The 8,267-nt window shown below is 37.5% G+C and carries 6 protein-coding genes; 4 read left to right on the top strand and 2 right to left on the bottom strand.

Going from position 1 to position 8,267, the window contains the following annotated elements; translation table 11 throughout:
* Positions 1-213: 213 nt before the first annotated feature.
* Positions 214-1,845, top strand: a complete 1,632-nt coding sequence (locus Q8907_09455; protein MDP4274490.1) for a glycosyltransferase family 39 protein — start codon at positions 214-216, stop codon at positions 1,843-1,845.
* 56 nt (positions 1,846-1,901) lie between these two features.
* Here the strand turns inward: Q8907_09455 and Q8907_09450 are convergent, their stop codons facing one another.
* On the bottom strand, positions 1,902-2,966 hold the full coding sequence (locus tag Q8907_09450) for a substrate-binding domain-containing protein (protein MDP4274489.1): 1,065 nt from the start codon (positions 2,964-2,966) through the stop codon (positions 1,902-1,904).
* Positions 2,967-3,162: 196 nt separating this feature from the next.
* Here Q8907_09450 and Q8907_09445 point away from each other — a divergent pair, with 196 nt between their 5' ends.
* The 3 genes from Q8907_09445 (at position 3,163) to Q8907_09435 (ending at position 7,539) form a co-directional block, all read left to right on the top strand.
* Positions 3,163-4,407 (top strand): tagaturonate epimerase family protein, encoded by a 1,245-nt coding sequence (locus Q8907_09445; GenBank protein ID MDP4274488.1) that lies wholly within the window; start codon positions 3,163-3,165, stop codon positions 4,405-4,407.
* Between the two features lie 113 nt (positions 4,408-4,520).
* Positions 4,521-5,921 (top strand): glucuronate isomerase, encoded by a 1,401-nt coding sequence (uxaC, locus tag Q8907_09440; GenBank protein MDP4274487.1) that lies wholly within the window; start codon positions 4,521-4,523, stop codon positions 5,919-5,921.
* Between the two features lie 169 nt (positions 5,922-6,090).
* The gene (locus Q8907_09435) at positions 6,091-7,539 is read left to right on the top strand and encodes an MFS transporter (protein ID MDP4274486.1); all 1,449 of its coding nucleotides are present in this window, start codon (positions 6,091-6,093) and stop codon (positions 7,537-7,539) included.
* Between the two features lie 478 nt (positions 7,540-8,017).
* Here the strand turns inward: Q8907_09435 and Q8907_09430 are convergent.
* On the bottom strand, positions 8,018-8,267 hold a 250-nt coding region (locus tag Q8907_09430), incomplete at its 5' end, for a 9-O-acetylesterase (protein MDP4274485.1).

Genomic DNA, 8,267 nt, shown 5'->3' with positions numbered 1-8,267 from the left:
TGTTATTATCGCTTTGATTTTCATCTTGATTTTTTTTAAATTACCCTGTTCATTATGAATCCTTGAGAAAAATAGCAAAAAATTTGTGATTATTTGTTTTAATTGACAGGCTAATTTATATTGCGTTTTTATTTACTAATTAGTGATTTTCGAAAGTCAAAACATATAATTAGTTATCAGTCAATTAGATTTTTTGATTCAATAGTTTTTTTTATGACAGTTACGGAAGAAATAAGTAAAAATATCAAAACAGGGGTACTTTGCAGTATTCTGTTGATGGCCTTATTGGCTCTATTTTATCATCTGGGGCAATGGGGTGTGACAGAAACAAATAATGAAGCGCGTTATGCTGAAACTGCAAGAGAGATGTACAATTCAGGCGATTATATCCATCCCACCCTGCTTAATATTTATGATTATCATAAACCTCCTGTTACATATTATGTTACAAATGCAGCATTCAAATTGTTCGGCATCAACGAATTTTCAGTACGTTTCTTTTTGCAGGTCGCTTTTCTACTTCAACTTTTACTGGTTTACCTTATCGGCTGCGAATGTTTTAACCAAAAAACAGCAATTTATGCTGTTTTTATTTTCCTGTCACTCCCTTTGGTATTACTATCCACAAGAAGTTTGAACCCGGATATCTATATGAGTACCCTGAATCTGCTATCCGTATTCTTATGGATAAAATACAGGAAAACACATAAAGTAGGGTGGATTTATTCCTTCTATCTGACACTTGCCCTGGGATTTGATACCCAGGGACTTGCCTCTATGATTGTTCCTGTTTGCTTTGCCTGGGCTTTTAACAGGAGTTCAAAGAAAAATCAAAATACGGACTTTCACCATTCCCTGGCTGCATCCATATTTGTGATTCTCTCACTTTCCTGGTTTGCTTATTTATATTTTGAGAACCATGGATTTTTAAAATACCTGGTTCAATCCCATAGTTCCGAAGAAAATTCAGGTCCTTTCTGGTACTACCTCCTCTATATACCCTTGTTGGGACTTCCCTGGTTCTTTTTAGCCCTGGTTGAATTCAGGAATCAACGAAAACAATGGTGGAAAATGAGTTCGTTTGTGCAGGTTTGCATGATCTGGCTGTTAGTTCCCCTGATATTTTTTTCCTGTTCGGGTAGCCAACAGCTTTTTTCCTTACTTCCTGTTGCACCCGCATTATCCCTCACGGCAGCAACAGCAATAATAAAATCATCAGGAAAACAGCCAGTATTTTTAAACCGTTTTCAAATCAGTTATCAATTTATTCTTTTAGCAATAATTTGTGGTTTTGTCTTGTTTTATCCATCGCTTAAGGTTAACTCCGACTTCTGGGTTTTCTGGGTTCTCTCGGTTATTTTGCTTCTTGCAATTCAATATGTCCACTTTTTCAATAAAGAAGAAAAAATCATCTATTCTTCAGTAATCCTGGGAATTACTTTCCTGCTTTTTTACTCAAGCCTGGTTTCATCAAATCAATTGATGTTTGATTCGATGAAACCTGTTGCCGAAACCATCAAAAGCAAAAACCTTCAGGAAAACCGCATTCTGGTATACGACCAACTGCTCCCTTCTATTGCTTTTGACCTGCAAAAAGAGATCATTTGCATTAAAGACAATAATCAAATGCTTAACCGGGAGCTGCGATTTCAAAATGACCAAAACTGGAGGAAGGGCCTAGTAGATTTACAGGATCCTATTTCGGTTGATCAATTAAAAAAAGCATTGCAGTACTCTTGCGTTTTGATTTACAAAAAAAACAGCCTTGACCAATCTCATATCCCCGGATTATGCCAAAAATTTTACCACAACTGCCATATTGGAAAATGGAGAATTTGTTATTAACTGAAAAGTTGAAAGAATCTAAGCTGCATCTACATTTTCCCTTCAGGGAATTTTCATTAAAGCTCCAGATTAAGATAGTATTTCAGGTTTTCTTTGGTAATAATATCAATTGGAGTATGATTCACCATCTTAACTTCCTTTTTAAGGATAAGATAATTATACAAAGTCATAACAGCATTATATCCCTGTACTTCAGGTCTTTGGCTAATTAAGAAATCAATAATATTTTTTTCAAGAAAAAAGATATTATCCTTAACCAGGTCATAACCAATTAAATGTACCTTGTCAAGATGATTTTTTTCAAGAAAACGGGCCACTTTATATGCTTTTGAATTGGTCACAAAAATTCCCTGGATATTTTTGTTTTTATCAAAAGCCTCAACCAGTGCCTTATAGAGAAGTATATCAACATCTTCTTCCACATCAATATCCAGAATATTTACCTTTTTTTTCATAAGGGGAGAGGAAAAAAAGTCCTTGAATCCCTTGACCCTCTTGGTAGTATGATCCGTACTTACACTATTCTTGGCAATGGTAATAATGAGGATAGTAGATTGGGATTCAATGCTGTAGCTCATCAACCTGCCGGCAAGCAGACCGCTTTGCACAGCATTCTGACCTATATAACTCAGGCGGTTTGAGGCATAGATATTTGAATCAATAAAAACATACGGAATACCTTTGATATTACATTTGTCGATCAACTGCATGCACTTCTGGGCAAAAACAGGAGCAATAAGTATGGCATCCGGACTTAACTTAATCAGTTCCCTGGCCTGATTTTCAAATGTTTTTTCATTAAACTGGTCAAAATAAAACTGTTGGATGATCACTCCAAAATCTTCCAGTTCTTTTTGAGCCTTCAATACACCTACCTGAGGGTATTTCCAGTAATCATTATCATTTTGATAAGAGGGCAACAGAGTCGCAAAGCAAAATTTCTTTTTAGATGCCAGCCTGCGGGCAAGCAAATTGGGGACATAACCTTCTTCTTCAACAATTTTTAAAACTTTTTGCCGGGTTTCTTCGGCTACTTCCCCCCGGTTATGCAAAACACGATCGACAGTACCCACGGAAACGCCCACTTTAAGTGCAATATCTTTTATCCTTAATTTTCCCATTTCTGGATTTTATTTTATTTCTAAATATAATTATGTAGCTTTGATAAAAAACAAAAATTTACAAATAATTGAAAAAACCAATAAATTTAAATTTTTTACAAAGAAACAAAATAAAATAGTTTTCGTGTACGCAAACGGATAATTTTTATACCTTTGTCAATTAAGATTTATTAAAACAACTAATAACCACATAAGAATGATACTAGAGAAATATTCATGGGGAATAGGCGATAGATTTGCCCACCAGGGAGAGGCACAATTAAAAGCCATTATAGAAGCCCAAAAGCTTGGATTAGAGATCACTCCGGTATGGAACAAATCCAACCGAGAACACACTATTGTTCATTCTTCACCGGAAGGTACCAGGAAAGAAGCTGACAATGCTGTAAAAGCTCTCGGATGGAAAGGAAGCTACAGAGTTGATGCCGATCACATCAACCTTTCCACCGTTGACAATTTCATCGACAATTCCGACTTTTTTACTTTGGATGTTGCTGATTACATAGGGAAAAAAGCGAATGATGAATCTATTAAAAAGTTTATAGAAAAAAGTAAAGCATACGAAGGGAAATTATCAATTCCCGGAATAGCTGAAGCATTCGATGTTACTCCTTCACTTATTCAGGCTATTGCAGAAAAATTCTGCTATGCCATTGAAGAAGCCCACAAAATCTACAAAAAAATTGAAGCTTCTAAAGGGAAAGACAATTTTATTACCGAAGTTTCCATGGATGAAGTTGACCAGCCCCAAACTCCTGTAGAGCTCTTCTTTATTTTATGCGGATTGGCACAGGTTGGTGTTCCACTGCAAACCATTGCACCCAAATTCACCGGACGTTTCAATAAGGGCGTCGACTACCGGGGAGACATCCCACAATTCTCCAAAGAATTTGAAGAAGATGTCCTGGTGATTGATTTTGCAGTTAAAGAATTTGGACTGGCAGAAAACTTAAAACTCAGTATCCACTCGGGTAGCGATAAATTCAGCATCTATCCTATCATGGGCCAGATCATAAAAAAATACAATAAAGGTATCCATGTCAAAACCGCTGGAACCACTTGGTTGGAAGAAGTTATTGGTCTGGCAGTAGCCGGTGGTAAAGGCCTGGATGTTGCTAAAGAAATATATTGCAATGCGTATGGCCGTATGGATGAACTTTGCGGTCCGTATGCAACAGTAATTGACATTCACAAAAAAAACTTGCCTGCACCTGAAACCGTAAAAGCATGGGATTCCAAAAAATTCGCCAATTCCCTCCGCCACATTCCTGATGATCCTGATTACAATTCAGATCTCAGACAGCTCATTCATGTAGGTTACAAAGTTGCTGCCGAACTTGGCAACCGCTATACCGACGAATTGGTAAACAACAAAGAAATTGTCGGCCAGTGTGTTACGGAAAATCTTTTAGAAAGACATATTAAAAGACTTTTTGTCTAGTTGATAAAATATAAGGTTGAAAATGAGGTAAATAAAACATTCATGGCCTGTTACATCATTTAAGGTGACATGAATGTTTTATTTTATGTAAAATTCTTAAAATTTATATTAACATGAAAAATTTTCTGGATGAAAATTTCTTATTGCAAAATAAGACAGCCGAAAGCTTATTTCATGAACATTCTGAAAAGCTTCCCATTATAGATTATCATTGCCATCTGTCACCTAAGGATATTGCTGATGACCGGCAGTTCGACAATCTGACTCAGATCTGGCTCGAAGGCGATCATTATAAATGGCGTGCCATGCGTGCCAACGGTGTTCCCGAAAAATATATTACAGGCGATGCCAGCGAAAATGAAAAGTTTCTTAAATGGGCTGAAACAGTACCCTATACCCTTAGAAATCCACTTTACCACTGGACTCACCTGGAGTTGCTTCATCCTTTTGGCATACATAAAATTTTAAATCCTGCTACAGCCCAAGAAATTTACGATGAATGCACGCAGATGCTGCGGACCAAGGAATTCAGCGTAAGAGGCATCATGAAAAAGATGAACGTCGAATTGGTTTGTACCACCGACGATCCTATTGATAATCTGCAATATCACCAGAAAATTAAAAAAGACAACTTTTCCGTAAGGGTATTGCCTGCCTGGAGGCCAGATAAATCCATGGCTGTCGAATCCCCTGAAAACTTCAACGCCTATGTGGATAAACTTGCTCAGGCCGCTGACGTAGATATCAGGGATTTCAAATCATTAATATCAGCCCTGGAAAAAAGGCACGACTTTTTTCATCAGGAAGGATGCAGGCTTTCGGACCATGGACTGGATACTTTTTTGGCAGAAGATTATACGGATAACGAAATAGAACAGGTTTTCAAGAAAGTACGCGGTGGCAAACAACTGGACTTATTGGAAATTTCAAAGTTCAAGTCAGCCATGTTGTATCAGTTTGCTTACATGGACCATAAAAAAGGCTGGACCCAGCAATTTCATGTCGGAGCTATTCGCAACAACAATACCCGTATGTTTAAACAACTCGGACCGGATACCGGTTATGACGCCATCAATGATCCCTCATTCGCAGCTTCAATGGTTAAATTTTTTGACAAGTTGAGCCTCACCGGCCAACTGACAAAAACTATGGTATATAACCTTAACCCCAAGGATAATGAGTTGATGGTAACCATCATTGGCAGCTTTAATGACGGCACCATTCCGGGCAAAATGCAATATGGCAGCGGATGGTGGTTCCTGGATCAAAAAGACGGAATGCAGAAACAGATGACAGCCCTTTCAAACCTCGGTTTATTAAGCCGTTTTGTAGGAATGACCACTGATTCCCGTAGTTTCCTATCCTATACAAGGCATGAATATTTCCGCAGAATTCTTTGTAATCTGATTGGAACTGATGTCGAAAATGGTGAAATTCCCAATGACATGGCTCTTATCGGTAAAATGGCAGAGGATATCAGTTATTACAATGCAAAAAATTATTTTCAATTTTAACAGGCAGACTAAATTAAATTTGCTTTTTTTGTCTGATTTAAAATCATAGTGTAAATAAAAACTGCTTAATGAGTTTTAAGAAAGCGAATAAATGAATAAGTACAGTGCAATTATCCGTGCTGTACTTTTTATTACCCTGAAATAAATATTATAAATCTAAATCAATATCATGCCTTTAAAAATTAACGAAGAAAAAATGACATATTTCAGATGGGTAATCTGCGGAATGTTATTTTTTGCTACTACGGTCAATTATATGGACCGTCAGGTTCTTTCCCTGACCTGGAAAGATTTTATTTCACCGGAATTTCATTGGACAAACAATGATTATGGAAGTATAGTAGCCCTTTTCTCAATGTTCTATGCAATTAGTATGTTATTTGCCGGTAGGATTGTCGACTGGCTGGATACCAAAAAAGGTTACCTCTGGGCCATTGGAATCTGGTCTTTTGGTGCAGTTTTACATGCATTTTGTGGAATAGCCACTTCCGGTATCCTCACTGGTCATTGGCTTGTGGGTTTTAAAGCAGCCAAAGATTATATCCACATGGTCGATAATGTAGGCCTGATCACTACAGTGAGTGTGACATTATTCATTTGTGCACGCTTTGTCCTTGCATTTGGTGAAGCAGGCAACTTTCCAGCCGCAATAAAAGCCACAGCCGAATATTTTCCCAAAAAAGACCGGGCTTTTTCCACCAGTATTTTTAATTCCGGAGCAACTGTAGGAGCCTTGGTTGCTCCTGTCACCATCCCTGTAATTGCAGCCAAATGTGGTTGGGAAATGGCATTTGTGATTATCGGTGCAATTGGTTTTATTTGGTTGGGGTTTTGGGTATTTATCTATAAGAAACCTAATGTCCATCCCTGTGTAAACAAAGCAGAATTGGATTATATTCAACAGGATACCCTTCAGGAAACTAGTGAAATAAAAGAAAAGAAGGCGGACAGGAAACTTTCCTTCAAGGAATGTTTCAAATACAAACAAACTTGGGCTTTTGCTGTGGGCAAATTTATGACCGACGGGGTATGGTGGTTTTACTTGTACTGGACACCAGCTTACCTGAGTGATGTTTATGGACTTACTTCAAATACCAAAATGGCGCAGCTTCTTTTGTTTGTGCTATATGCAATTACCATGTTATCCATTATTGGCGGTTGGCTGCCATCCTATTTTGTAAACAAAAAGAAGATGAATCCTTATGCAAGCCGTATGCGTTCAATGTTAATTTTTGCATTCTTCCCTCTTTTAGCGCTGTTGGCTCAACCTTTGGGACATTTCTCCCCATGGTTCCCGGTAATCATCATTGGTATTGCAGGTGCTGCCCACCAGGCATGGTCGGCTAATATATTCTCCACTGTAGGAGATATGTTCCCTCCTTCTGCTATTGCTACAGTAACAGGTATTGGCGGTATGGCCGGTGGTGTGGGATCGTTCATCATTAATAAGGGCTCCGGAGCCTTATTTGATTTCGCAGCAAAAACACATATGAAATTTGCCGGTTTTGAAGGAATTAGATCAGGCTATTTCATTATTTTCTCAATATGCGCTGTTGCTTATCTTATAGGATGGATAATCATGAAAACACTCGTGCCAAAATATAAACCTATTGTCTAAAATCTGATAGTTCAAAAAAATAGGGTTGCAAGGAAACTTGCAACCCTATTTTTTATAAAAACAAAAAAAAATTTTTGTTTACAGATAAAAAAACGGGCAATAACCCTGCCCAATACATCATCTTTTATGACAAGACCATAGAAAGCCTTCCTTATTTTATCCCATGCCCAGTGCACCAGAAAAGTCAATGGCACCTTAATTGTTGAAGCAATTTTTGTATAAAGCAATCCCCATTTGAAAGGGTTACTATAACTTAAAGAGGAAAACGTTGTCCCGCACTTTGACAGTGGTAGCAATAACAGCAATCATAAAAGGAGATATAAGAAATAAACGGAATAATCTATCATGGAAATCAGATTCAAAAATCTGCGTGATAACCTTTTCGTAAATTTGAACATCATTTAATCTCTTTGGGCTGATTATTCAGGATTTTAAATCCTGAATAATCACTTTTTCTAATAAGAATTCAAACAATATCCTAATTTTTGTTATTGAAATAAGGTACTTTCATGTTATTAGTTGGTAATGGCCAATCATCAGTACGAAAAGGCGACGCCGGCAATCCTTTTTTATTAAATAAATTAACCTTTGGAAAATCTGCCCAACCATAACGAACCGATACCGGTTTTGGAACGTCGGGGGAAGATACTACAACCGTATTCCCAACAATCCTGGCATCAGCAAAATAAAACTTCATATCGTTCCCGGCAATCGTAAAACCGTGAAGG

The sequence above is a fragment of the Bacteroidota bacterium genome (assembly GCA_030706565.1).
Lineage (GTDB): Bacteria > Bacteroidota > Bacteroidia > Bacteroidales > JAUZOH01 > JAUZOH01.
This window is presented reverse-complemented; position numbering and strand designations above follow the sequence as displayed.

Excerpts from the sequence above, each read along its gene's own strand:
- Q8907_09435 (MDP4274486.1), top strand. The coding sequence starts at position 6,091 with ATGCCTTTAAAAATTAACGAAGAAAAAATGACATATTTCAGATGGGTA.
- Q8907_09450 (MDP4274489.1), bottom strand. The coding sequence starts at position 2,966 with ATGGGAAAATTAAGGATAAAAGATATTGCACTTAAAGTGGGCGTTTCC.
- Q8907_09455 (MDP4274490.1), top strand. The coding sequence starts at position 214 with ATGACAGTTACGGAAGAAATAAGTAAAAATATCAAAACAGGGGTACTT.
- Q8907_09445 (MDP4274488.1), top strand. The coding sequence starts at position 3,163 with ATGATACTAGAGAAATATTCATGGGGAATAGGCGATAGATTTGCCCAC.
- uxaC (MDP4274487.1), top strand. The coding sequence starts at position 4,521 with ATGAAAAATTTTCTGGATGAAAATTTCTTATTGCAAAATAAGACAGCC.